Here is a 23,749-nt window from a genome sequence, read left to right as displayed (position 1 = left end):
TCTACCTTTTTGAACACGTCTGACTCCAATATATCATGTTTATGTACCTGCGATAAAATGAACAAATCCCCTCAGTCCATACCTTGAAGAGCATCTGGACAGATGTTCCTTGAGGTTCGGTTAATCTGAGGGGATTAAATAAATTACAAATAAATTACTTTGAATCATCATCAAGAAGCTTAAGTTGTCCGTCTTTCTCCTGGATGGGGAAAATAACCGGGCGTTCATTGGGGTGATCGTTTGGTGCATGGATGGTCAGACACAACTGTCCTTCGAACGTACGAAATAACATGCCATGCCCTCCGTTTTTGGTGAATAGTGGTGAGTCATCCTGCTTCCATGGACCTTGCGGTTTTCCCGATATCGAGCGGGCAAGACCCAGGGTATAGCCATCTTGTCCCGTTGTGGACCACATCATGACCAGTTCATTATTTTGCATCCGATACAGAAAGGGACCATCCGTGACATAGCGGTTATGCTGTTCTCCGCTTCCGATGGACCATGAAGCTTCCGAAGCTCGGAATAGCAAAACGGGCTGACCAATCGGACCTTTTAAATCGGGCGTCAGACGAACTGCATACATCTCGCCATCCTCGACCTGTACCCACTCTTTGCAAAAGATCATCCAGGGATCACCATGATCATCCACATACAGTGTGCCGTCCAGGCATTCCCAATCCGGGGGAGTCAGAGAGCGGCTCCACAATGTGAACGGACCTTCCGGCTGATCAGCCACCAGCACTCCGGTTACCCTTGGGATACCCTCCGCCTTGAAACTGGCAAACATATAATAGCGCCCTTCCCATTCATACACTTCCGGCGCCCAATAGTGATGATCTGACCAAAAGTCCGCAGGCGGACGGAAACACGGAATAGGGCCATGCCAATGAACCAAATCTTCGCTCTCATAGGCATCGAAGCCAATCGCTGGGCCACTCCACACATTTTGTCCGATGGAGCCGTACAAATAGTATTTCTTCCGGGATGGCAGAGCCAGTATGTAGGGGTCACGAAAATGGATATCTTCCAAACGGTGCATGTTCAATGATTCATCCTCCTTGTGAAAGCGGTTCAATATTCACGAGTATACACCATATCTCCAGAATCTGGAATTCCATTCATCCCCACATGCCAATAAGCAGGATGCCACCAAATATAACGATTGAACAGAGGATGCGCTTCTTCCCCTGCTGTTCTTTCAATAGCAGAATGCCGAGAAACGCTGCAAATACCGTTCCCACCTCACGCAAAGGGCCCAGTCTCGCCATCGGTGCCTGCTGCAGCGCAAACAGGAATAACAGGTACGAACCCGGGTTTAACAGCGCTCCAAGCAGGATGGTGGATCGATTCACTTTCCATTCCTGACGCAATTGACGGGAAGCGAGCAGCGCTGGAGTCAGTCCGGCGACAAAGCCAATGTTCGTCACCTCAAGCAGCGACAAAGGCGAGATATGCTCTAGATTCAATTTGTCTACGAATACATAACTGGTTGTACATAGCCCCACACATAGTGCCATCAAGACCGGCTTCGTTCCCTGTACCTGTGAGCCTGTCTTAGCCCTCCTGCTTCCCACACCGCCGAGTACCATAAATCCACCAAGCATGCAGGCAATGCCGATCCACCCGAACGAAGATAATGTTTCCCCAAGAAAAATCACCCCGATCAAAGGCACCAGCAAGGTGCTCGTTCCCCGCATTATCGGATAAATCTGCGACAAGTCACCGAGTTCATAGGTCTGAGACAACAGCCAGGAATACAAAGCCTGCAAAGCCATCGACAGAACCAGCAGTGCATAAGCTGACATGGATAAGGGCACACGCACCAGCTCCACAATGAGCACAGGCAGCAATATCACCGTAGGGATCATCATAATGGACCACAAAAACACACTCTTATTCAAACTTCGTTTGGTGAACATGCTCCAGACGGCATGAGCCATGCCGGATGCAAGCACCAGAAATATCGGTAAAATCATCATTTAAAATTCCTCTCTAAACCGATGCCCTTCCAACTTACTTCGCCGCAGCGCTCTCCGGGTGATGTTCTGGCTGTTCCATGACGACTGATCCGTCTTCCAAACGAATCCAGGTGTCGAAACTGCGCTGTCCTAACTGCAATTGAATGACTCTTCCTCCGCGCAGCATGCCTTCTCTTCCATAGGTATTATGCCCACTCGAACGCCCGTAACAGAGACGAATACCGTGGAGTTCCCCCTGAAAATCATTGACGTGATCATGCCCGCAAAAGGTACCCATTACATCTCCCATCTCCAGCAGCGCCGAGAACAGACCGGAGTTAACCTGCGCAGAACAGACGGGTTCATGCTTGCTGCCGTAACAAGTCTGTGTGTCCCACATGACCTGATATTCCGGAATCGGGATATGGAAAAACGCCAGAGCTGGAAGCTTCTCCCCGCGGCTGCGGCCGGGATTCACGCGTGTGGATTCAGACATCAGCCATTGGATCTGATTGGGCTGAATCCAGCCATAACCAGGTACCGTCGGGACCTCCGAATAGCTCCCCGAATCGAGAAAGTACAATACCGCTGCCGGGCTGCCGTCCACTCCTGCAATCTCCAGTGTGTAATTGCCCAAACCTGCAATCCCGCTTGGACCCGGTTCTGTCACCGTATGGGCATGTTCCTGGACAACCTCCATCAGACCAGCTGGAGTAATCCGATTTTCCGTATCATGGTTGCCATATACAAACGCCCAAGGAATACCACATTCCTCCACAACCGATACGGCTTCACGAAAGGCCTGTTCAGGGTGTTCACATGCCTTCTTCCCAGGATCGACAGGGCCTGTATAAATGACATCTCCCGTAAATACCACCAGATCCGGCTGCTCCGCTTCGATCACCGTTTTCATTAATTGACGGGTGCGGATGTCTTCTGGCCGACCATCTTTCCAGTGCAAATCCGTGAACTGAACGATTTTGAAGGTTTCGTTTGCTTGAAATGCTAACTGTCGTTTCACCTTGGATCCCCCTATAAGTGCGTTATGTACATATACCACAGATATGTGGTATCTTGTGGTTTTATGTTGTTTGTTTGATCCGATCTTATCTCCCCCTCTTCATCCTGTCAATACATGATTTGGACCATCCGTGTAGCTAGCAGTATGAAAACTGACGTAGAATAAGAAGAGAACTAGACAGAAAACCGGGAGGTATAACTCATGTCGTTAACCTATGAAGAACGCAGACAGACCATTCTTGCTCAACTGGCGACTCAGGGCAAGGTTCAGGTTCAAGCACTTGCTGAACTTTTCCAGGTATCCACGGAAACCATCCGGCGGGATCTGGATCGGCTTGAAAAGGAAGGAGAATTGCGCAAAGTATATGGGGGTGCGGTTCGTGTGCGCTCGGGAATGATTGAAGCCCCCTTCCAGAAGCGTTCGTTACTGCAACTGAACGAAAAACAGCGCATCGGTGCTGCGGCAGCCTCACTCATTGAAGATGGGGAAACAGTAATGCTCGACAATGGGACAACCACGCTGGAGATCATGCGACAGCTGCGAAGTCGGTCACAGGTCACCGTTATTACCAACTCTGTGCCCATTCTTGCCTGTGCGTTGGAGGACTTTGCAGGAAAAATCATTTTTGCCGGAGGCGAAATCAATAACGCGGTACAAGCCTCGACCGGACCTGTAGCTCATGAATTGTTGAATCAGTTCAAAGTCAACAAAGCCTTCATCTCTGCCGGAGGTATATCGTTAACGGACGGCATCACGGATTATATGCTGGAGGAAGCCCTGATCTCCCGCAAGATGATGGAATGTGCAGAGGAATCTGTCCTGGTAGCCGATCATACCAAGTTTGGACGCTCTACCTTTGCGAAGATCGCTCCCATGGACCAGATTTCCATGGTGATAACGGACTCGGGTTGTCCCGCAGAATGGGTGAATGCTCTCCATCAAATGGAAATCGAGATGGTGCACAGCATTTGACAACTGGATCCGATTGTTATATTTTGGGTGGTATAATGATCGTTCTATCTGATGCATAAAGGGAGAGAATTGCGGATATGAGCAGCAAGAAGGAAATGCTGTTAAACGTGGCGGAGGACTTATTCTATCACCATGGATTTCACTCTATCGGCTTGAAGCGGATCATCACGGATGCCGAGATTGCCATTATGACGTTGTATAATCACTTTGATTCCAAGGATGATCTGATCGTCGAAGTGCTTCTTCGGCGAGAGCAGCGATATCTGGAACAACTGAGACAGTATGCAGATAACAAGGCACAGCCCTTGTTTCAGAATCTAGCCGAAGGGCATGCACGCTGGCTGATGGACCACGAATCCCGAGGATGCATGTTTCTGCGTGCCAAGGAAGAATTTGGCGCCGATCCCGATCACGTAATCGTCCAGACTGTCATTGCGCACAAAAAACATGTGATGACCCTGATAAAAAAATTGGATTCGTCCATTACGGATCAGGACTTAATCCGCTTCTCCCTGCTCTTGGAGGGCTCCACCGCGCTCGCTGAGACTCAAGATGTAAAAATCGTCTGCCAGGAGCTTCTGGGTATGACACGTGACAGTTTCAAGTAGTCCCACAACGGGTGAGTTATAGTTCAACTCACTTTTTTTATTTCAGCAGAAATATAATGATCGTTCTATCTAAAAAGGCGGTGGATATGTTGAAAAAAATTGTTTTTCCTGGGATTGCACTTATTTCGGTATGTTATGCGTTTGGAAGATTCAGTTATGGCCTGTTTATGCCGGAAATTTCAGAATCCCTGCAGCTGGATGATACCCAGTCCGGTGCAATCAATTCTGCTACTTATATTGCCTATTGTCTTTCTTTACTCGCAGCACCTTTGTTTATTAATCGTATCGGTCACTACCACGTTATTCATATGGCGGGAATCAGCGCGATACTCGGTTTACTTGGCATTGCCCTTTCTCCGAATGCTCTGGTCCTGACCATAGCCATATTTCTGGCAGGACTAAGTACAGGACTGGCTTCTCCTGCCTTGGGCAACACCGTCCATGCTGAACTTCCGCCTGAGCAGCAGGCCAGAGGCAACAGCTGGATTAATACGGGAACAAGCTTTGGCATTATCGTTTCCGGTCCGATCTACTTATTGTTTAGTGAATACTGGCGCTGGTCGTACATTTTTTTCGCTGTTCTCGGTGTTTTGGTTTTGTTTTGGAACAGACGTGTTCTTTCGACACGCAAAACCGAACCTTGCACCAAATCCCTCTGGGCATGCATGAAACCAACCAGACCCGGTATGGCTCTGCTTATGGCTTCCCTCTTGACAGGCTTCAGCTCTGCGATCTATTGGACCTTCGCGCGAAGCTTTCTGACCGACGAAAAAGGGGCCTCCGATATGGAAGCCGTAGTGTTCTGGATTGTGATGGGGATTATGGGTATCTTGGGTGGATGCGCCGGTCGAATCATTGAACGCATCGGTATTGGACGTTCCTATCATGTGGGCATCCTGCTGCTAGCCATTTCACTCGGTGTGATTATTCTGCCTTCCATGACTGCCAGCCTGAGCTCTGCCGTCATGTTCGGGAGCACCTATATTTTTCTGACCAGCGTGTTTATCGTGTGGGCGACCAGACTATTTCGTCCGAATACGTCGATCGGAATCAGCCTTGCCTTTCTTGCACTGGGTGCGGGACAGTTCTTCGGCTCGTCCATTGCAGGGTATACCATTGATCTGTTCTCCAACACAACAGCATTTCTGGCCTTCGCTGTTCTTGGACTGTTCGGATTGCTGATTCGGGTTAAGGTAGCAGATTGACGACTACGCAAGCTATATGGTCAATACATTCGCTGCACATCGGAAACCGATGTGTCCAGTGGATGTATCCGGTGTGTTGGGGATTCTTGCTGCCACTCGATAACGATTGCAGTAGGAACGGTGGCATAGGTAGGAACCCCCTTTTAACACCTTGCGAACTTCATGGGAAGGGGCCGCAATGTCAGCCATTATTGATTTCTCGTGATCTGTGACGTAGTTGTCTGCACACCATTCCCACACGTTGCCCGACATGTTATACAACCCGTATGCATTAGGTGGAAAAGATCTGGATGGAGCCGTGCCCGCATAATCATCCGCTGCATTGTTCTTTGTTGGGAAAACGCCCTGCCAGATGTTGCAGTAGTGCTGGCCTTCAGGCCGTAAGGTATCACCCCAGGGGTATTTTTTCTGAATCAAGCCGCCCCGGGCTGCATATTCCCACTCGGCTTCTGTTGGCAGTCGTTTACCAGCCCAATGACAATAGGCGTTAGCATCGTTCCAGGAGATATGAATAACCGGATGGTCAGCCCTGTCACGGATATGAGTGTCCGGACCTTCGGGGTGCGCCCAGTCTGCACCTTCGACAACCCACCACCAGGGCGTGTGCTGCACCACCGTTCGAACCTGTGCCGCCGTTTGCGAAGAAACAAACAAGTGAAAAACAAAGGACCAGCCGAATTGCTCTGCTTCAGTCCGATACCCTGTCTCTCGTATAAACTGTTCGAACTCGGCATTAGTGACCGCGCAGGCGTCCAGATAAAAGGAGTCTACCTGGATTTCCCTCACAGGGCCTTCCCCATCGGCCGCAAAGGCTTCGGGGTCATTTGTGCCCATCAGGAAACGCCCACCTGTGATTAGAAGGCGCTCCGTATCCTTCTTACCAGCATCATCCGTATTGCCATGATGTGCCTTTCCCTCGGCCTCATTGACATGAAGGATGTCCGAATGCGGTGATGTGTAAGTGGCTGGCGTATTAAGTTCACTGGAAACTGCAATCTCTGGTGCATCCTGTGAGGTGATCTTCTCCTCCAACCGACCTCCTCGGCTTGCAGCGCAGCAGCAAGAAGATTTTATTTGAGGAATCTCTTCAGGCATTTGACGCATCTCCTTCCGCAGGTTTATGACTCCGTATCCCTATTGTACACGGCTGGACGAATATTCGGATACGGAGGTTCTGACATGCCGTCACCCAGATAGTAATCCGTCAGGAGGGATTGCATTACCCTTTTACAGCCAGGCCATTGCGATATGCCGGGTTATGCGGCAGCGTGTAGATGCGAACATCCGACGGTATCGTTGTCGTGTATAGACGCAGTTCTTTGAAATCACTCGTTTCATAGAGAATTTCCTCTCTCCAATCCCCCAGCAGATCGCCATAGAGTACTGGGGCATTTCTGGAATTTATGCGAACATCATCGGCTGTAAACAAACGTGTGGTCGTGTTCTGCTCCCAATCCCATTTTTCTACAAAGTCCTTATCCAGCAGCTCGCCGAGCACATCACCATCCCACCAAATTCTAAAATTGGTCGAAGGCTGAACCGAACTGATCTCTTCTCCGTCCACATTGTAGATATTGCCTGAGCTGGACGGGGTTTAGAACAACGATCGCTCTCACTTCTCTAACGGTTTGGTTCCTCCACGATCGTAGAAAAAAGGGCCCTTCGCCCAGCTAATCGCCAGGTGCATCAGCAGCTCCGTCTTCAGCTGCTCCCTGATGGTTGCATGCTGCTGATCTTCATATAGATTCGTCCATTCATACGGATCAACGGTCAGATGATACAATTCGCCTTTCGTTTCATGCACTCTGGATGCAGACTCCGCTACGGAACCTTCAATGTACAGAATGAGCTTCCACTCCGTTGTCCGCCACATATAAGCTGGCGCTGAATGAGGCGCCGTAACACCTTTGCCATGAAATTCGCAAAAGGTTCCGCGGTGTCTGAGTTCGCCCAGCAAATCCACCCCCGGTAGCATCGGGTTCGCTGCAAGTCCTGCTGCACGTGTTAGTGTCGGTACCAGATCCACTAATTCCGCTGGCTGCAGATCAATCGTTCCTCGCTTGTCCGGCGGGATATGGGAACCAGCCAGTATGAAAGGCACCCTTACACTGCTGTCATACAGATTATATTTGGTGAAGCGATACTGCCGTTCCCCCAGCATCTCGCCATGATCCGATACAAATACAATCAGCGCATGGTCCAGCCTTCCCTGTTCCTCCAACTTCTCCAGAGCCTGTCCAAAATAATGGTCCAGCCAGGAGCAATTCGCCCAGTACCTCAGCGTTGTTCTCCGTCGCTCCTCCGGACTGCGCTGCTCCCATACTCTCTTCTTGTCCAGGTAAGACTCACGGCTGTTCACATTCAGATCATCCGAAGCGGCCAGATGCGTGTGAGTTTCATCCTCCCATGGCGGCTGGGGAATGTCCGGGATATCTTCCAGCCTGTAGAGATCTTCGAACTCTTGAGGCACGTTGAATCCGGCATGCGGCTTCAGAAAGGACAGATAAAAAAACAGCGGTCTCTCCGGATCAAGCCCATTATCCAAAAACTCCAGCGCCTGCTCGGCCACCCATCCATCCCGATGCTGGTTCATCGGAATTTGGCTTGTAAGACCCGTGTAGCCGTTGACGTTTTCCTCCCCGCCGCCAAAGTCCTTCGTCTCCTGATGATACGCTTCAAGCGCTTCAGGATGAGTGTCCCCCATCATCGTTGCACCCTGCTCATAATGACCGCTCTGACGGGAGAGACCGATCGACCTCACCTCAAACCCGCGCGTGGACGGCTCGTCTACACCTTCGCTATGATTCCAATGCGTTTTCCCAAATCCGGCTGTCTGATACCCCGCACGCTTCATCAATGCCGGCAATGGCTCGGATGGCAATTTGTCTTCCTCAAACAAACCGCCGTAATTCGTGCGAACCCCAAGCTGTGAGGGATAATATCCCATCATCATGGAACTCCGGCTTGGTGCACACATGGGGGATTGGCATACAGCTTCACGGAATGTGATTCCCTCGGAAGCCAGCCGATCCAGGTTCGGCGTATGAATATGTTCGTTAAATGTTCCAATACAGTCCCATCGCTGTTGATCCGTCATGAGAAAAATAATGTTCGGTTTGTCCTGTGACACAATGCATTCCACTCTCCCTTGATCGGAAAATTAGACGGAGCAGTTGCCCCGAGTATGCCCGCTCTGCTTACGAACGTCCTCCCGGTAACGACTGGGCGTTGTTCCCTCGCTTTTTTTGAACAAACGGTTAAAATAACTGGGCTGATAGCCGACCTGCTCCGCAATTTCATTGATTTTGACGTCAGTGGATTCAAGCAGCAACTTAGCCCGATTGAGTCTTACCTCTGTCAAATAATCCACAAAATTTTGCCCGAATGCCTGCTTGAACGCCCGGCTTAACGTGTAGGAGTGAATCCCGAGAAGGTCTGCCAGTTCATCCAGCGATAACGCTTCAGCATACTGCTGGTCGGCATGCTCCTTGATCTGATGAACTGCCATCTGTATCTGCTTCTCCTCCTTGCCCGTGAATTCCTCTACACATACGTGCACGATTCGTTCCCTGAACCATAGGAACAACTCCTCCAGCTCATACAGCTGCATAACCTCTTCATATACCGCCAAACCGAACAGTTTAACCGGGTCTTCGCCTAACTGCAAAAGCGTATGTTGGATCCGGGCGAGCAGTTGAAACAGAGCCTGCCTGGCATGATCTTCTGCTGACTCAGAACGGGCGTAGCTGCCAATGAACAATCGGAAATGCTCCATGGCTGCTTCCTGATCGCCGTTTCGTAATGCCGAGAGGATGTCCTGTTCCAATTCAAGCGGATAAACCCCCTGTTCCTTCACATGCTCTTCTGCCTCTTCACTCATATCGATAATGGCTGGACCTGAAGAAAATTGCTTTTGCCTCAAAACAGATCTTGACTCTCTGACCAGCTGTGGAATATGCGAGGCATCCGATGTGGGCTTGCTGATAACGATCATCATGCGCACATCCAATTCGGACTGCAATGTCTCCAACCAATGCTGCCCCATTCCCATTAATTCCTCGCGGAATGCAAGAGTCTCTGGCTGGGCCTCTGGAGGAACGGCGAGCAGCAGAGCGATCGACATGTCGTGATAATTGAGCGTTTCTGCTCGGTAAGGGAACCCCTCCGGCTGTGTGTTCAAAATATCAGCTGCAGCCAAGCTGATCCATTCCTGTGATTCACTCCGATTGGCGTAGCCGCTCCCATGAAGGACAGCAGCACCCGGCCGAATGTGGGCCAGCATGATTATGAACTGCTCATCATGCAGAGCCCATCCCAGCTGTGACAAACGTTCCCGCCATTCACGATCAGAGGGTAACAACAGATGACCTAATGTCAGCTGGAGCAGCAGGCTTTCCCTCGCGAGCGGGAGATGTTCCTCCAAGCGCTGCTGCAAGGATGCCCGTTCCCGATTCACACCAATCCAGTGCTGTTCAATATGCTTAATTTCATCAAGTTGCAGGGACGGGCTTTGAGGCAGCGCAGAAGCTGCCGTTCCTCTTTGCCATGAAGGCTGAACAGGTTTTACAGCCTCTGCAGATTCTCCGGTTGCGGTAAACATTCGCAGCAATTTCGTGAACGGTTTGTAGAGCTGAAGCGAACCGATCCATGACAGGAGTAAAGCCAGTAATAGTCCACATCCGTTTACGAGCAGAACGATTCGGGGTACCGACACAATCGGAGCTACAATTTCATTTAACGGAGCGGCGGACACATAGGTCCAATCTGTACCCAATCTGCGAAAAGTACCTGATTGCACCGAATAGGTCATGCCCTCGTATTCCATCAGGAAGGAAGCAGGTTTTTCTTCAAGATTAAGCACATGATCACGGACTTCATTCTGTAATCCACCCAGCTCTTGGTCCTGTGGAAGCATGGGCTTCCCCTGCTCATCCAGCAAAAATGTCGTCCCGCCTTCATACGGAGACAAGGTCTGCAGCATACTGCCAAGCTGCTTGTTATCCAGTGTAATGGTTAATGCACCCAGAGCATCGTCACTTCCACCCGGAAGTCGATTCACCATCATCATGGACGCGTCATCCATGGAACGAGACCAATAGGTGGCCCGCGGCTGTTCCGTTAACTTGTTATACTTTTCAATTTCATTAGGGTCATCCATAAAATCATAGCGCTCTGAATCCATCTTCACTGCCCTTGGTTCTTCAAGATACAGTTGAATCTTGCCAATGAGTGTATTGGAATTCTGAATCATCAGCAGCAAACGGTAGAGCTCATGAACCTGCTTATACTTGTATACAAAATCGAGTTCTTTCAGGCGATTATCGAAAACCGGATCGAAAGCCCACTGGGAGAAGGTCAGTTCAAGCGCATCCAATTGTCCGCCGACCCATGCGGTGCGTTGTTCAAACTGTCGCAGATGGGTTTGCTGCAGAATATTTTCCATTTTGACGGTAACCCATCCATACAGCAGTACACCTGTAATGACTCCCGGAATGCAGGCGATCAACAGAATCATCATCAGGCTGCGCCTGAAATAACGCCCTTTGGGCATGGGGTCTCCTGTGCGCTTGAACAACATCTGTCTGTACCTCCTTCCCGGGAATACCGGCCTGAATGCAGATTTATCCTTTGACCGAGCCGATCATGGCTCCTTTGGCAAAGTGCTTTTGTACAAAAGGGTATACCACCAGCACAGGCAAAATGGCTACAATGATAGCTGCCATCTTCAACATCTCTGTCGGAGGTGTCTCTACCTGCTGTCCAGGTGCAACCAGGTCAATGTTCGACGCGTTCAGCAACATGTTTTGCAGCAGCACCTGGATGGGCCACTTCACAGAATCGTTCAGATATAACAGTGCCGCGAAAAATTGGTTCCAGTACCCCACCGCGAAAAACAAACCAAATGCAGCAAGCGCCGGCATCGACAAAGGCAGCACAATGGTGTACCAGGTTCGGATTGCACTGCAACCGTCAATGGAAGCCGCCTCGCTGATCTCCGCAGGCAGGCTGTCGAAGAAATTTTTCATGAGCAGCACCGTCCAGCCATTGGCGAGCGCAGGCAGAATCAATGCCCAGATGTTATTAATCAGCCCCAGTTCCCGGACCAGCAGGTAATTCGGAATAATTCCCGGACTGAACAAAATGGTCAGTACAATCAGGAACATCAGTACTTTTCTGAAATAAAACCTCTTCTGGGAAAGGGCATAGGCCAGGGAAGAGGATACAGCCAGGCTGCACACTGTACCTACGGTTGCCAGAAAGGCACTGTTTCCCAGTGAGCGTGCAAAGGCAGGCGTGGACAACAAATAGGTATATGCTTCGACAGACCATTGTTCCGGGAAGAGTACGATTTTCTTTTGCAAATATTCTCCGGGATCCGTGAACGAAACAACAAAAACATAATAAAGCGGAAAAAACATGACCACTGCCAGCAGCCCAAGCACGACAGCATTCAGGGACTGACCGATCCTCTCACTCCATTTCAAGCGATACATTCCTAATCCTCCTCCCTTTAGTTGATATGGTTAGGGGCATGGGCTGAAGCGGACACTAATAAACCCCTTCCTGACCCATGCGTTTCACCAAACGGTTTGCAGCCACTACGAGCACCAGCCCGACAATTGATTTAAACAGTCCAACCGCCGTACTATAGCTGAAATCGCCCTGCTCGATCCCCGTACGATATACATAGGTGTCGAATACTTCGGCCACTTCAGATACAGCGCCGTTATACATGAGGAAAATCTGCTCGAACCCGACCTCCATGATGTCCCCCAGTCTTAAAATAAAGAGCACTATAATGACACTGCGGATGGCAGGCAGCGTAATGTGCCAGATCTGGCGCAGCCGCCCTGCTCCATCCATTCGTGCTGCCTCATATAGTTGGGTGTCTACACTCGCCATGGCGGCCAGAAACACGATCGTTCCCCAGCCCGCTTCCTTCCACATGGCTTGCAAGGTGACCATGATCCAGAAGCTGTCCGGGTTCGTCAGAATGTCCACCCTCGGCCAGCCCCATAAGGCAAATAGCTCGTTGACCAGTCCTGTTCCCTTGGCGAACAGAAGGAACGTCAGTCCTGCAATAATCACCCAGGAGAGGAAGTGCGGCATGTATATGACCGTCTGGATCAGTCTCTTGTACGTCACATTGCGGAGTTCATTGAGCCCCAGCGAGATCAGAATCGGAAAAGGAAAAAACAAGATCAGATTCAGCAGGCTGATGGCAAGGGTATTTCGAAACAGTAAGGCAAAGTCCGGGTTGGCAAATAGCGCAGTAAAGTGCTGCAATCCAACCCATTCGCTGCCCTGAATCCCCCTGAAGGGGGAATAGTCCTGGAACGCAATGACAATGCCCCACATCGGGATATATTTGAAAACGAGAAAGAACAGGATGCCGGGCAGTGCAAGCAAATATAACGATCGATCGCGCCGCAGCGCGGAGAGCCATTTCGTCCGTCTGTTTCTTTTGGCTGAAGTCTGCTTTCCCTTGTGGGTGCTGAGATGTTGCTCGGTTACGCTCATGGTTAGCAGCTCCTTCTCTCAGATTCACTGTCCGTTTCTTTTCTTGTAAGCCTCCGTCATCTCATCACTCATAGCCTGAACATTCGGATCATTGCGCAAGGACTCTACAAAGGTATCCCACGCTTCCATTGGCTCACGACCCAGAATGATTTTCGCCTTGAGATCCTGGATCTTCTTGTTCAGTTCAGGCAGAATCTTCTGTCCCGTTTCCGATTGAAGACCAGCGGATAGGTCGGCCACACTCGTTTTGTCCCGTTCGGCCTCCACTTTCTTGAACAGTTCATTCGCCTGTGTCTCCTCATCCGTTTCGCCTGTGGTATCCCAAGGCAGATCAATGACGTTAACGATATGATTGAAATCCGAGGCGTTGTCCGCCGTTAATTTCTCGGTACTCGCTACCTTTTTGCCATCGACCACTTTATAATGCGTACCTTCAATTCCGAACTGCTGAATTTCAAACACTTCCGGATTCATCCAGGTGTCGACGAGTTGGAGAATTCGTTTCATTTTCTCTTCCGGCACGCTAGCAGGGATCGCCAAAATGCCGTTGTACCCTGATCCTTTCGGGTTATATCCATTCAGATTGGTCAGAGGATAAAAATCCGTATACTTAAAAGAAGGATCAACCTTTTTCAGATCATCGGCATAGATTTTGCGCATCGTGCCTGTCTTGTCCACAATAATGCCCGCCTGATTACGCTTGAACAGTTCTCTTGCCTGCGTCAGCTTGAGCGAAAGAAGATCCTCAGGCATCATGCCGCTGCTGTAGGCTTTCGTCAGATATTGAAGGGACTCTCTTACCTCGGGCAGCAGTTCCCTGTAGACCAATTTGCCCTCTGTTTCATCCCACTTCCAACTGCTGTTGGTTCCAATAAAAGAACTTTCAATGGCACCCAGTACCGGTCCCAGATTACCGCCCCAACCCAGATCATCCGGACTGACATAAGCGGCAAGTGCCGTGGTATCGGATTGTCCGTTTCCATCCGGGTCCTGTTCCACAAACGCCTTCATCACATCGAACAATTCATCTGTCGTCTCCGGCACCTGCAGGTTTAATTTGTCGAGCCAGTCCTTGCGGATAATGAAAAAAGAATCTCCCGTTACCGGCCGAGGCCGCGGTATGCCGTAATTGTTGCCGTCTGCTGCCTTAGTTGTTTCCCAGGCAATATCCGGAATGCCCTTGCTCAGGTTTGGATAGTCCTGGATGTAAGGTGTTATATCCCAGAATGCACCTTGCTTGACCATCTTGGTGAAGGTGCTTCCAAACGGATCATTAATCATGATTAAATCGGGAAGATCCCCGGATGCAAGCGTCAGGTTCAGCTTGTCGCCATAAATATTGTTCGAGACCCACTGAATACTCATTTTGGAGTTGGTTGCTTTTTCAATCGCGCGTTTGATTACATTATCATCAGCTGCAGGAACTGCACTTGGTGTAATCGTCATGATGCTAACTTCCAATGGAGCATCTGGATTTCCGCTGCTGCTTCCATTCGTCTGCGCTTCTCCTTTACTTCCGCATGCACTGAGAACGACAGACATGACCATGACAATGGATATGATCCAGGCCAGATTACGGGTGTTACGTCTCCCCACTTTTTGCATAGGCTTCCTCATCCTCCTTAGTCTCTTAAACCTATCGTATTAATCGGATTAACGATTAAAAAAGGGGCTTTGACAGGCTAATGAGGAAGGATCCTCCTTGCCAAATCAAAGCTTTCACTCACTATAACGAACACCCGTATTTCCTGCAATTGCACTTTTTTGCACTCGTAAATCGGCTTTCAACCAGCCTTATATACCCGTGTACGGTTGGATGATACGCTCGTCCCACACCTGTACTTCAATATAACGCTCCGGACCGAGATCGCCATTTCGGTTCCATTCCTGAGGCCATCCATAGGATTGAATGACGTCTAGGATTTCCGATAAGTAGCGAACGGTCCGACACTTTTTTCAAAATAATGATATGCGTTCAATTCTGTCATACAGATCACGGCCTTTTTTGTTAGCGATGTGAATACAAATTCTTTATAAACCTCACTACTCAATCACACAAGGCCACTGCGAGTGCAGTACCATCTTCCGGTTCTGCCTCTCCGTTAATGTGTGTATGTATTTTGCGTTTACATCGTCTATTCCTCGTACAGCCTGGTTTTCTGAATAATAGATTGAATAAACGGAGCCTTGGCAGCCGTGTATCCAACACGGTCATGCCTGAACTGCTGTTCCAGCTTCTTTTTCAATACATAATACGCTTGCCTAACTTCAGGGTCTCTCCTGAGAGCATTGCGAAACAGCAAATGTTCATTCCATTCCACACTCTTATACTTATATACATGAAGATGGTGGGTACCTGCTCTCCATTGCCCTTTACGAAAAAACAGGCGCTCCGTAAATTCCGGCTTGGGCACATATTCATAACCCAGTTCCGCCAAAGCTTCAATATGTAATGTTTGTACATCAGCCAAATCATGCACTCCTGCCATCATATCGATTAATGGTTTCGCGCCCAGACCCGGCACGGATGTACTTCCGATGTGTTCGAAATCCACACAGATATCTGTCAGGACCCTCATGATTTCTACGCGTTCTGCGTTATAATCCTCTACCCAACTTGGGTCATATTCGGATACAATCACTTCTTCTTTCATAATAGGTTTACGCCTTTCAGTCTCTTACTTTTATTAGCCATAGTGTACATCATGTGAACTTTGATTGAAATGATATTATCGTTCCTCCATCTTTCTTTTATCACTGGAGAGCCTGTTGCCAATTCATTGGGTTTTCCATCTTATTTCTACACGCCTCCATATTCTCATCGGGAATCCTCTTCTTTATATGCTTTCATTAATTTTGGTCAGCAATTTCTTTAAGATTTGCTTTTCCTCGTCAGTAAGGGCTTGAACGATTTCATCCTCCACCTTTTGGAATGAATCATTAAAGCTTTGAATCAATTCAATCGCTTTTGGTAATACATATATATTTTTTTGCCGTTCATTATTGGCCGGGATTTTGCGCTCAATGTACCCTTTTTGCTCTAGACCCTGAAGCATGCTTGTAATGCTAGCCCCACGCAGATGAAACCGATCTGCTAGATCCTTTTGAATAATATCCTTGTCTTGATTCTCGTAAATGTAGTCGATTACTTTTCCTTGTTGAGAGCTTAATCCTAGCTCTTTTATACTCTCGTCCGCTCTTTTTTTTAGCTTAAGTCCGATAATCTGAAACAAATCCAGATAAGGCGTATCCTTTCGAGATTCCATTATCGCCCCTCCTCCGATTGTTAGAAGTCTAATTGTAAGTAAATAAACTATAAAGCGATCGTTTAAGATTGTCAAAAAAACATTAGTTCATTGACAGTTAGAAACCTAACAGTTATACTCCGAATTGTTGGAAGCCAAACACTTAGGGGGATAGAATTCAAATGGAAAAGTTAACTCGAAATTCTGCGTCAGAACAAGTCACGGCGATTACAAATGTACGTATATTTGATGGATATCAAATGATTACACCCAGGCATGTTGTCATTAAAGCGGAGTCCATTATTTCAGTGGGCGGAGACATTCCAGCCAATGCAACGATTATAAATGGAGAAAATGCGACTCTGATACCTGGTCTGATTGATGCACATGTCCATACCTCAATCGGCGGATTACGAGATGCCTTAAAATTTGGCGTTACAACAGAACTCGAAATGAACGGTGATTTTACTCAAAGAGGGCGCGAAATTCAGCTGAATAATTTGAATGACGTCGCAGACGTCCGTTCTGCTGGCACCGCGATCAGCGCTCCGGGCGGACATCCGGATGAATTAGTGCCTGATGATGGTGAAATACCTGAATTCATATTAAAGGAACTAGAGAAGTTGTCGGAGCAAGACCGGGAAGCAATGCTGGCCGCATACGCTCACGATCATGAAGAAATACCGCAAGTGACGACAGTGGAAGAAGCGATTAAACATGTGCATACTCAAGTGGAAAATGGAGCCGACTATATTAAGATTATGATTGAAGAAGGAACGGTCATGGGTGCACCTGGCCTACCAGTACTTAGCGACGAGATTCTAAAAACAGCCGTGACCGAAGCACACAAGTTCGATAAGCTGGTCATCGCTCACGTCTTGACCGCTCTTTCATCGCAAGAAGCCATCGATTTTGGAGTCGACGGTTTGGGCCACTTGTTTATCGACAGACCCGAGTACACGCACGATGTAGTAAGATCCATTGCCGATTCAGGTGCTTTTGTTACACCGTGCTTGGTGTTGAACTCATCGATTATTGGAAATCCGGCATCGGAATTGGCAAATGATCCTCGTGTTCATTCCAAATTAAGTCCGGATTGGATCGATATTTTGAACTCAAGCTTCAATACGTTCCCGCAAGGCAATTTGGAGAACAGCTTTAAGAATGTGATGGACCTTCACCGTGCCGGAGTTGATATTCTGGTAGGGACGGATGTTGCACCGGTTCCCGTTCCGAACCTTGGCGGCCTTGCTCATGGGGCCAGTGTTCACCATGAAATGCAGCTGCTGGTGAAGGCCGGGTTCACTCCGATCGAAGCTCTTCAGTCGGCTACTTCGAAACCAGCCCGTTGCTTCGGTCTCCATGATCGCGGCCGGATTACCGAAGGTGCTCGTGCAGATCTTATTCTCGTTAATGGTGATCCGACCACTAATATTTCGGATACATTGTCAATCAAATCGGTCTGGTTCAATGGTTCGCAGCAACTAGGCTAGAACCAGAGAAAATGCCCTGTTTCATTCATTCAGGCCACATCGTATCGTACACAATAAACAATAAAAAAAGCGTCAGCAGCCGCATAAATTCTTATGCCATGCTAACGCTTTTTTAGGTTCACGATGTGCTGTACAGTTTAAGTTGGAATGACTATTTCCAACTCCACTCAGCTGATCCAAAGTTACGACATATTTGCTATTGTACACTTCCTTTAAGAAATCCACTGTATTATGCTGGCCGCCCCTCAGGAATTCTCCTGTCCAGGTACAGAACCAGCTCCAATGAACGCCCTGCTCCTTCATCTGCTGCGGATCAGGAATGGAGCCGTTCTCGGCCAGTGCAATAATTTTACTGTCATTCACCAGTTCACGCAGATTCTCATAGCGTTCAGCAAGCGGGCTGTGATTCCCTGCCTCCGGATATACATCAACACTCACGATGTCCACCAGATCATCACCCGGATACCACTCTGGCTTTTCCGAGTTCCATACCCAGATGAGATTGCCCAGCTCATGCTTGTTGACTAATCGATCGTACATCAGACGATATAACTGTTTGGCCGACTCGGGCCCTTTCGCTCCCCACCAGAACCAACCTCCTTCAGCTTCATGAAGGGGCCGAAATAACACAGGCACTCCAACGTCCTTAAGCTCCTGCAGATGCCCGGCGATCACATCGATATCCCGGATCAACAACGCATACTCATCCGATTCGGGATGAGCCAGCGCGGCAGCGAGATCAAATGTCGTAGCCTCCGTATAGAATCCCCGCCACCATTCCTTACCTGGTTCATCGATAAGATTGGATGGTGAATTCCAATGCCAGCATAAAGTCACGATCCCGCCTTGCCGGTGCCATGCAATCATATCCCGAATCTCCTCGGAGGTTGCCCCCCGCTCGGTTCTTGAAGGAGAGTATTCCATGAGATCAAAGCCAATCACAGCGGGCTTCCGGCCTGTGTTTTCATTAATCCAGTTCAGATTGCCGTAATCCTGCTGACCCGTCAGAACCCCTTTCCCATAGTGCTCTGCCAGGTACTTCATCAGTTCTCTGGCCTCGGAAGTCGCATCTTTATTCACCAAAGTCCTGCTTATCTTTTGTTCCGTCATTGATAATCCCCCATTCCAAGGCATGATACATAGCAACCCAAATATCAAAAACACCCGAATTACGCTTCCTATACTCCTACTCCAAGCCAACTTACCCAACAACACCGGAACGTTCAATACTCTCCACGAAATAGCGCTGTACAAAGAGATACAAAATAATCAGCGGCGCAATCGCCAGCAAAATGCCCGTATCCACAATCATGGCAACATAGTTCGGATCGGCCTTCATGCCGGAACTTGAACCAAAACCCATGAGTTGCGGAATCAATTGGTTCGCCTGAGCGGGTAAGGATGCCACCTTCAGCGAGATCAGCGGACTTTCGCTCATGAATAGCGCCGAATAGAACGTATCATTATACTGCCAGACAAAGGAGAACAGAATGACCGTGATCAGTGGTGAAATGGCGTTGGGCAGCATGATCCGGGCAAATGTCCGGAAACCGCCTGCACCATCAATCAGCGCAGCTTCTTCAATTTCCTTCGGCATGCCCTTGAAGAACTGACGGAAAATATAAATGAACAGTCCTGCCTTGAGCCCTCCTGCCGTCGCTGCGGTAATCATGGAAGGCCAGTACGTATTTAACAGGTTGATCCCTTCACGCCTCGTAAACAGATGAATGATGCCCAGAAAGTCAAAACTGCGAAAATGCAGATACATCGGCACCATCAGGGTACTTGTCGGAACCAGAATGGTGAGGATAACCAGTACAAAGAGTATATTGCTGCCTGGAAAAGTAAACCGGGCGAAGCCATATCCGGCAAGCGCACAGGACATGGCCGTCAAGAGCGTCGTGATCGTGACAAACAGCAAAGTGTTTGCCAGCAAAGGCAGGTAATCCATCACCTGCGCCGCAAGTTTGATATTGTCCAGCGTAAAATGCTGGGGAATCATATAGATGGTCGGATTGTAGATGTCCTGTTTATCTTTGAACGCAACCGATATTTTAAGAAATAACGGGTACAAAATAATAAAAGAAATGCCAATGACCAGTGCATATCTGAATATGGAATACAGGAGGTCCGATGTTTTGTTTCGCACCCGCTGCATGTGATAATTCTGCTTCGGAACCACCACCATGCGATCCGTTCCCGACACAGCCATGTCTGATGCCCTCCTTTAACGTTAACCGTCAGTTGTAATGTACCCGCCGTGACAGCACCCAGCCAACCACGATCAATACGAGGCCAATGACCAGCGTATACAGCCAGGACATAGCCGAGCTCAGTCCGAAATTTTGGGTTTTAAATGCCGTTTGATAAATGGCCTCTGTGACCGGACTTCCTGCAAATGAATCAATAATGGTATAGATCACATTCGTCAATATCAACGGACTGACCATGGGAAATGTAATCTTCCAGAATGATTCATAGGCTGTTGCCCCTTCAATTTTGGCTACTTCGTACATGGAACCCGGTACCGATTGCAATGCGGCGAGAAAAATCAGAATCTGAACGCCCGAGCTGCTGATGATCTCGTAAATTCGCATGATCGCTTCGACAATGTAATCCACATAGGCCATCGGCAAACCAACATTGGCCAGCATCCTGACGATGGAAACAACGTTGAACGAAGCTCCCCCATCCGCAGTCGACTCAACAGCACTGGCGTCCCCCATCAAGTTGATTAACCCGGCTGACTCCGCTGCTGCCACTGCACTGGAGGCCAGAATGACAGGCAGGAAGAAGATGGCTCGCGCCATGGTTCTGCCCTTGAATTTCTGGTTGAGCAGTGTTGCTGTAAACAGGCTGAAAAACAGAATCATGGGCACATTCAGCAGCATCGCCCCAACCGAATCAATCAATATCCGGTTAAATGTGGCGTCAACCAGAAGTGCATCCTTGAAATTTTTCAATCCGACAAAGTCGAGAACATACCCTCCCGGAGCAACCGACAGATTGCTGAAACTAAACCGGATCGATTGCAGCAGTGGTGTCGCAAAAAGGAAGATGAAACCAATCAGCCATGGCGAGATAAACGCAAGGCCAAGCAGCGCTCTCCGAGATTTCAACGATAAACGAAGGGTTCTCATCGGCTCACTCCTTCCACCGCGTAATCTGCACCGCCAACCGTAATTTCCCCCACGTTAACCGGCTGGTTCGTGTAATTCACGAGAATTGAACCACCGCCGCTGTACGTGACCCGGACCACGCCATCCTGAATCCGTTCATGTTCGGAGATCTGCTGGTTTCCCAGTCCTTTTAACACCTCATTAGCTTCCTTATACAAGGCAACCGCATCATCCACCCAGTCTCCATACGCTGTAGCATAAGCCGAATCATAATTCGTTAACTTCAGCCTGGATGACGGTTCATAGGTCCACTGGAATTGCGGAGCTGCACCAAGTTCGAGACTTTGCAGCAGCTTCTTGCGCAAGTCCTGATCCCCGGAAGTATTCATTGGAGAAGCGGCATAGTTGATATATCCATGAATGACCATTTCGTAAAAAGGAACTTCCTCATCGGTAATGTTGAATCGGCTGGAGCCTGATGGCACATCAACAATGTGCTGCCCATATCCCCACGCATAAGCGTTAGCCGATGATAACATCATGTCCGGATATTCCTGCTGCAGCTTGCCGAGCTGCTCCTTCACAATGTTCTTCGCGGTCTCTCGGTGGATTACACGGCTATCCCGATAATCGGAAGCCAGAACCTGCCCGAGATCACGAAGTGACAATCCACTGAGTTCCAGTTTTCTTGTTTTCGCGGCAAACTCGCTCACCACATAAGGAAGCTTGGCAGCCGAAAGGAGATAATAACTGTCCTTGCTCTGATCCATCCGGTTGAGTGCAGGACTGTAAGGATACAATTCCGCTGTCTCCTTGGTTACAAAACGTGCTGCATCGGAAGATGGCGCAAAACGCCAGTCATCGTGATAGATCCGTTGAAATGCCACATCAGGAAATAATGCACCCCCGGACTGCTTCAACTGGGCAGACAGGTCCTGTAACTCGGAACGACTGCCCAATTCACTGTCCAGCTTCACCCGGGTTGGCATATGATGGCTAATACCACCGCCGAACCATCCCTGATATCGCATTTGCACGTGATTCACACCTTCCTGCTGTAACTTCGCGGCCATTTCGGCTGCCTGTTCGTATGTGGTCATGGCTAACGTGGTCCGATAGGGAACGCCAAGAAACGAAGCTTTTTTGTCCACGGCACCAAGCACATCCACATAAAATGGCAGCTCCATCTGTTCTGTCAACGGTTTTAGTACATCCTGCTCTACCAACTGCTGCTGATACAAGCGGGCCATGCCAGAGTAACTGGCATCTTCTCCATGAAGGAAATGGTACCGGACCTGAAGATCTCCTCGATAAGGCTCTTCACTTAGCAGCTGAATCTCCTGCATATTCTGCGAGGTGTACATTTCCAGTTCATCCTCGCCGCGTAGAGAAAAGGTCGCATGAACATGATTGTAGCTGTTCTGTCTGCCTCCAATATCCGCAGTGATGCTTGCCATGCCGTCCCCTTTTTCAATTACCGCAAACCAGGCATTTTCCCCGTTCTTCAAACCAAACACAGGCATATGTGCAGATTCACTAACCTGCGGCCGACTAAGCGAATTATCGTTGGGGTCTGCACCATATACGCGTTGTACATACTGTTCTTCCATGATCTTTCCGTTGTTCAGGTGAATCAGGCTGCCTGAACCGTCAGGCACGAACATATAGCCCTCTCCCTCCGTATCCGCTGCCCCAAAGTAAGCAAGCAAGTCGATATTACGAATACGGTATGGTCCACTTTCTTCCACTTGGTTCAGAGGTACGGTCACCATCAGCGAGCCTTGATCCAGCCGGTATTCTACCGGAATGACGAAGCTTGGCTTATCCGATGCGCCACTGCCTTCCACCCCGTTCTCCTGATTGTCAAAAGCAAGATCATCTGCGGTATAACCCGCTGTCTCAAAGGCATCCAGCATCTTGTTCAGGACAAGCTGCTTCGAAATCTGTCCATCGAGCCTTTCCAGCACATCCGGATTATTCTTGGTCGGATAGTAACGGGCAGACGTATATCTAGCGACTGTCTCATCCAGTTTCGAAAGAACCTTCTCTTCCAGACGCTGCTTGCTAATCAACTTGGGCAGCGCATCAATCCCGAGCGAGGTATCTCCAAGCGTATAGGTAATCCGAATTCCCTGATCCACGTTGGCAGCAACAAATTGTTTGTTACTAATACTGGAGCTGAAGTTGGGGAAATTCTCCAACGTACCGATTGTATCCCGGTAGGACACATTCAGCTGGGAGGACAGAACTTCCTTCTCATAAGCGGATGCCAGACCATCCTGATGACGCTCTTTTGGATTGCTGTACCAGATCTCTCCGTTCTTCCCGTCACGTACTGCGATTTCCGTTGTCTCCTCGTTATAGTACAGTGCCAGTCCCTGATCTTCGGCAATCAGCTGCATACCAGGAACCCCCTGAGAAGAATCTGTAAGGAATTGCAGTGGCTCCGTTTCGGTTGGGACGGCCTCGGTTGTCGCTTCAAGATAAGCCGCTGCTTCCACGGCAGGAACTCCCCTGTTGTTCATATACAGCAGTCCGGCTGCAATCAGGATCACAGCTGCACCACTGGCCAGCACCGTATATAATCGTTGCCTTTTGTTCACGGAT

Annotated in this window: 20 protein-coding genes; 4 read left to right on the top strand and 16 right to left on the bottom strand. The window is 49.0% G+C overall.

Features of this window, described 5'->3' with window-relative positions; all coding sequences use genetic code 11:
- Nucleotides 1-154: 154 nt before the first annotated feature.
- From AAIH57_RS13520 to AAIH57_RS13510, 3 genes are all read right to left on the bottom strand, one after another.
- Nucleotides 155-1,039 (bottom strand): glycoside hydrolase family 43 protein, encoded by an 885-nt coding sequence (locus tag AAIH57_RS13520; protein WP_175399844.1) that lies wholly within the window; start codon nt 1,037-1,039, stop codon nt 155-157.
- 79 nt (nt 1,040-1,118) lie between these two features.
- Nucleotides 1,119-1,979 (bottom strand): DMT family transporter, encoded by an 861-nt coding sequence (locus tag AAIH57_RS13515; RefSeq protein WP_430021965.1) that lies wholly within the window; start codon nt 1,977-1,979, stop codon nt 1,119-1,121.
- 34 nt (nt 1,980-2,013) lie between these two features.
- Nucleotides 2,014-2,979: a metallophosphoesterase family protein gene (locus tag AAIH57_RS13510; protein ID WP_430021964.1), complete on the bottom strand. Its 966-nt coding sequence runs from the start codon at nt 2,977-2,979 to the stop codon at nt 2,014-2,016.
- A 201-nt stretch (nt 2,980-3,180) separates the two neighbouring features.
- Between AAIH57_RS13510 and AAIH57_RS13505 the strand changes: the two genes are divergently transcribed.
- The 3 genes from AAIH57_RS13505 (at nt 3,181) to AAIH57_RS13495 (ending at nt 5,764) form a co-directional block, all read left to right on the top strand.
- On the top strand, nt 3,181-3,951 hold the full coding sequence (locus AAIH57_RS13505; RefSeq protein ID WP_430021963.1) for a DeoR/GlpR family DNA-binding transcription regulator: 771 nt from the start codon (nt 3,181-3,183) through the stop codon (nt 3,949-3,951).
- A gap of 77 nt (nt 3,952-4,028) precedes the next feature.
- Nucleotides 4,029-4,559 (top strand): TetR/AcrR family transcriptional regulator, encoded by a 531-nt coding sequence (locus tag AAIH57_RS13500; protein WP_430021962.1) that lies wholly within the window; start codon nt 4,029-4,031, stop codon nt 4,557-4,559.
- A gap of 86 nt (nt 4,560-4,645) precedes the next feature.
- A complete protein-coding gene (locus AAIH57_RS13495) occupies nt 4,646-5,764 on the top strand; it encodes an MFS transporter (RefSeq protein WP_430021961.1) in 1,119 nt (372 codons plus the stop codon).
- Between the two features lie 12 nt (nt 5,765-5,776).
- On the opposite strand, the gene AAIH57_RS13490 is transcribed toward AAIH57_RS13495, so the two are convergent.
- The 9 genes from AAIH57_RS13490 to AAIH57_RS13450 form a co-directional block, all read right to left on the bottom strand.
- Nucleotides 5,777-6,796, bottom strand: coding sequence for a formylglycine-generating enzyme family protein (locus tag AAIH57_RS13490; protein ID WP_430021960.1), 1,020 nt, complete (start codon nt 6,794-6,796; stop codon nt 5,777-5,779).
- 187 nt (nt 6,797-6,983) lie between these two features.
- Nucleotides 6,984-7,337, bottom strand: a complete 354-nt coding sequence (locus AAIH57_RS13485) for a hypothetical protein (protein ID WP_430022153.1) — start codon at nt 7,335-7,337, stop codon at nt 6,984-6,986.
- 39 nt (nt 7,338-7,376) lie between these two features.
- Entirely contained in the window at nt 7,377-8,894 is a 1,518-nt protein-coding gene (locus AAIH57_RS13480) for a sulfatase family protein (RefSeq protein WP_430021959.1), read from the bottom strand.
- A gap of 30 nt (nt 8,895-8,924) precedes the next feature.
- Nucleotides 8,925-11,342 carry an AraC family transcriptional regulator gene (locus AAIH57_RS13475; RefSeq protein WP_430021958.1) on the bottom strand — a complete coding sequence of 806 codons (2,418 nt, stop codon included), beginning with the start codon at nt 11,340-11,342 and terminating at the stop codon, nt 8,925-8,927.
- A 43-nt stretch (nt 11,343-11,385) separates the two neighbouring features.
- Nucleotides 11,386-12,258: a carbohydrate ABC transporter permease gene (locus AAIH57_RS13470; RefSeq protein ID WP_430021957.1), complete on the bottom strand. Its 873-nt coding sequence runs from the start codon at nt 12,256-12,258 to the stop codon at nt 11,386-11,388.
- Between the two features lie 55 nt (nt 12,259-12,313).
- On the bottom strand, nt 12,314-13,285 hold the full coding sequence (locus tag AAIH57_RS13465; RefSeq protein WP_430021956.1) for an ABC transporter permease: 972 nt from the start codon (nt 13,283-13,285) through the stop codon (nt 12,314-12,316).
- Nucleotides 13,286-13,309: 24 nt separating this feature from the next.
- Nucleotides 13,310-14,890: an extracellular solute-binding protein gene (locus tag AAIH57_RS13460; protein ID WP_430021955.1), complete on the bottom strand. Its 1,581-nt coding sequence runs from the start codon at nt 14,888-14,890 to the stop codon at nt 13,310-13,312.
- Nucleotides 14,891-15,420: 530 nt separating this feature from the next.
- Nucleotides 15,421-15,939: a GrpB family protein gene (locus tag AAIH57_RS13455; RefSeq protein ID WP_175399448.1), complete on the bottom strand. Its 519-nt coding sequence runs from the start codon at nt 15,937-15,939 to the stop codon at nt 15,421-15,423.
- A 183-nt stretch (nt 15,940-16,122) separates the two neighbouring features.
- Nucleotides 16,123-16,551, bottom strand: a complete 429-nt coding sequence (locus tag AAIH57_RS13450; RefSeq protein WP_175399447.1) for a MarR family winged helix-turn-helix transcriptional regulator — start codon at nt 16,549-16,551, stop codon at nt 16,123-16,125.
- 161 nt (nt 16,552-16,712) lie between these two features.
- Here AAIH57_RS13450 and AAIH57_RS13445 point away from each other — a divergent pair, with 161 nt between their 5' ends.
- On the top strand, nt 16,713-18,023 hold the full coding sequence (locus AAIH57_RS13445) for an amidohydrolase family protein (RefSeq protein WP_175399446.1): 1,311 nt from the start codon (nt 16,713-16,715) through the stop codon (nt 18,021-18,023).
- Between the two features lie 72 nt (nt 18,024-18,095).
- Here AAIH57_RS13445 and AAIH57_RS13440 read toward each other — a convergent pair whose 3' ends face one another.
- From AAIH57_RS13440 to AAIH57_RS13425, 4 genes are all read right to left on the bottom strand, one after another.
- Complete coding sequence (locus AAIH57_RS13440) at nt 18,096-19,133, bottom strand: glycosyl hydrolase (RefSeq protein ID WP_430021954.1); 1,038 nt, start codon at nt 19,131-19,133, stop codon at nt 18,096-18,098.
- Between the two features lie 91 nt (nt 19,134-19,224).
- On the bottom strand, nt 19,225-20,181 hold the full coding sequence (locus tag AAIH57_RS13435; protein ID WP_430022151.1) for a carbohydrate ABC transporter permease: 957 nt from the start codon (nt 20,179-20,181) through the stop codon (nt 19,225-19,227).
- A gap of 82 nt (nt 20,182-20,263) precedes the next feature.
- Nucleotides 20,264-21,163 (bottom strand): carbohydrate ABC transporter permease, encoded by a 900-nt coding sequence (locus tag AAIH57_RS13430; RefSeq protein ID WP_430021953.1) that lies wholly within the window; start codon nt 21,161-21,163, stop codon nt 20,264-20,266.
- Nucleotides 21,160-23,745: a DUF5696 domain-containing protein gene (locus tag AAIH57_RS13425; protein ID WP_430021952.1), complete on the bottom strand. Its 2,586-nt coding sequence runs from the start codon at nt 23,743-23,745 to the stop codon at nt 21,160-21,162. The genes AAIH57_RS13430 and AAIH57_RS13425 overlap by 4 nt, the downstream gene beginning before the upstream one ends.
- Nucleotides 23,746-23,749: the final 4 nt, after the last annotated feature.

This window comes from Paenibacillus sp. MABNR03 (assembly GCF_050455445.1).
GTDB lineage: Bacteria > Bacillota > Bacilli > Paenibacillales > Paenibacillaceae > Paenibacillus > Paenibacillus xylanilyticus.
This window is presented reverse-complemented; position numbering and strand designations above follow the sequence as displayed.

What these genes read in the sequence shown, in the direction of transcription:
- AAIH57_RS13500 (WP_430021962.1), top strand. Translation starts at nt 4,029, where the DNA reads ATGAGCAGCAAGAAGGAAATGCTGTTAAACGTGGCGGAGGACTTATTC.
- AAIH57_RS13475 (WP_430021958.1), bottom strand. Translation starts at nt 11,342, where the DNA reads ATGTTGTTCAAGCGCACAGGAGACCCCATGCCCAAAGGGCGTTATTTC.
- AAIH57_RS13445 (WP_175399446.1), top strand. Translation starts at nt 16,713, where the DNA reads ATGGAAAAGTTAACTCGAAATTCTGCGTCAGAACAAGTCACGGCGATT.
- AAIH57_RS13455 (WP_175399448.1), bottom strand. Translation starts at nt 15,939, where the DNA reads ATGAAAGAAGAAGTGATTGTATCCGAATATGACCCAAGTTGGGTAGAG.
- AAIH57_RS13515 (WP_430021965.1), bottom strand. Translation starts at nt 1,979, where the DNA reads ATGATGATTTTACCGATATTTCTGGTGCTTGCATCCGGCATGGCTCAT.
- AAIH57_RS13435 (WP_430022151.1), bottom strand. Translation starts at nt 20,181, where the DNA reads ATGCAGCGGGTGCGAAACAAAACATCGGACCTCCTGTATTCCATATTC.
- AAIH57_RS13440 (WP_430021954.1), bottom strand. Translation starts at nt 19,133, where the DNA reads ATGACGGAACAAAAGATAAGCAGGACTTTGGTGAATAAAGATGCGACT.
- AAIH57_RS13460 (WP_430021955.1), bottom strand. Translation starts at nt 14,890, where the DNA reads ATGCAAAAAGTGGGGAGACGTAACACCCGTAATCTGGCCTGGATCATA.
- AAIH57_RS13465 (WP_430021956.1), bottom strand. Translation starts at nt 13,285, where the DNA reads ATGAGCGTAACCGAGCAACATCTCAGCACCCACAAGGGAAAGCAGACT.
- AAIH57_RS13505 (WP_430021963.1), top strand. Translation starts at nt 3,181, where the DNA reads ATGTCGTTAACCTATGAAGAACGCAGACAGACCATTCTTGCTCAACTG.
- AAIH57_RS13520 (WP_175399844.1), bottom strand. Translation starts at nt 1,039, where the DNA reads ATGCACCGTTTGGAAGATATCCATTTTCGTGACCCCTACATACTGGCT.
- AAIH57_RS13495 (WP_430021961.1), top strand. Translation starts at nt 4,646, where the DNA reads ATGTTGAAAAAAATTGTTTTTCCTGGGATTGCACTTATTTCGGTATGT.
- AAIH57_RS13450 (WP_175399447.1), bottom strand. Translation starts at nt 16,551, where the DNA reads ATGGAATCTCGAAAGGATACGCCTTATCTGGATTTGTTTCAGATTATC.
- AAIH57_RS13470 (WP_430021957.1), bottom strand. Translation starts at nt 12,258, where the DNA reads ATGTATCGCTTGAAATGGAGTGAGAGGATCGGTCAGTCCCTGAATGCT.
- AAIH57_RS13430 (WP_430021953.1), bottom strand. Translation starts at nt 21,163, where the DNA reads ATGAGAACCCTTCGTTTATCGTTGAAATCTCGGAGAGCGCTGCTTGGC.